The 1,070-nt window shown below is 64.5% G+C and carries 2 protein-coding genes; both read left to right on the top strand.

Going from position 1 to position 1,070, the window contains the following annotated elements:
* On the top strand, positions 1-621 hold a 621-nt coding region (locus EN994_RS32700), incomplete at its 5' end, for an FtsX-like permease family protein (protein WP_127308214.1).
* A gap of 131 nt (positions 622-752) precedes the next feature.
* Positions 753-995: a hypothetical protein gene (locus tag EN994_RS32705; protein ID WP_013531069.1), complete on the top strand. Its 243-nt coding sequence runs from the start codon at positions 753-755 to the stop codon at positions 993-995.
* Positions 996-1,070 lie beyond the last annotated feature (75 nt).

Genomic DNA, 1,070 nt, shown 5'->3' on the forward strand with positions numbered 1-1,070 from the left:
GATCAGGACAATGTCGTGCTGATGCCGCTGCACGCCTACCAGCGCCGCATCGCCGGCAACCGCGACATCGACAACATCTACATCGCCGCCGATGACCGCACGCCGACCAGCGAGTTGCAGCCGCGCGTCGAGGACATTCTGCGCGACGCCAGACGCATCACGCCCGATCGTGAAAGCGATTTCGCCATCCGCGACATGACCCAGATCGCCGACGCCATGGCCAGCGCCACCACCACCATGACCGGCATGCTGGGCGCCGTCGCCGGCGTCAGCCTGCTGGTCGGCGGCATCGGCATCATGAACATCATGCTGGTGTCGGTCACCGAACGCACCCGCGAGATCGGCATCAGGCTCGCCATCGGCGCGCATGAAAAGCACATCCTCATCCAGTTCCTGGTCGAGGCGACGGTGCTGTCGCTGCTCGGCGGCATTATCGGCATCCTGATCGGGCTGGCGCTGGCCGGCCTCGCCGCGGTGACGCTGACCATCCCGTTTGCGCCGAGCCCGGCGGTGATCCTGCTCGCCGTCGGCTTTTCCGCCCTGATCGGCATGGTGTTCGGCTTCTTCCCGGCGCTGCGCGGCGCCAGGCTCGACCCGATCGACGCACTTAGGCACGAATAGGGCAACCGGCCGAAACGCGGCCGGCGCTCAGACCGGTTTTGCACAGCCTTAGACGTTTCCACCCTACCCGCCACTGTCGCCGCGCCGTTCATGATGCTAGGGCAATTCACGCTTGGGTGGAGGAATAGCCAATGAGCAAGAAGGCACGACTGATCCTGACGATGGTCGTCATCGAGGCCTTCCTTGCAGGCATCTGGTGGTATCTCGCCCGCTTCGGCATGGCCAATCCCGATCGCGTCACAGCCGATTTTCAGGCAGTCGTCGGCCAGACCATGGGAATGGCGATGGGCGGTTTGCTCGGCATCGGCTTCATCCTGTTCCTCGTCGCCGCCCGCAACGATCGCAACGCGGCACAGAACAAGACGCGCCCTTAACTCCCGTTTGCGAAATGCCACTCGATCAGCGGCTTCATGTGCGGTGACAGGCCGACCGGCAGGTCGGCCTGTCAC

This window comes from Mesorhizobium sp. M7A.F.Ca.CA.002.09.1.1 (assembly GCF_003998555.1).
In the GTDB taxonomy this organism is placed as follows: Bacteria; Pseudomonadota; Alphaproteobacteria; order Rhizobiales; family Rhizobiaceae; genus Mesorhizobium; species Mesorhizobium ciceri.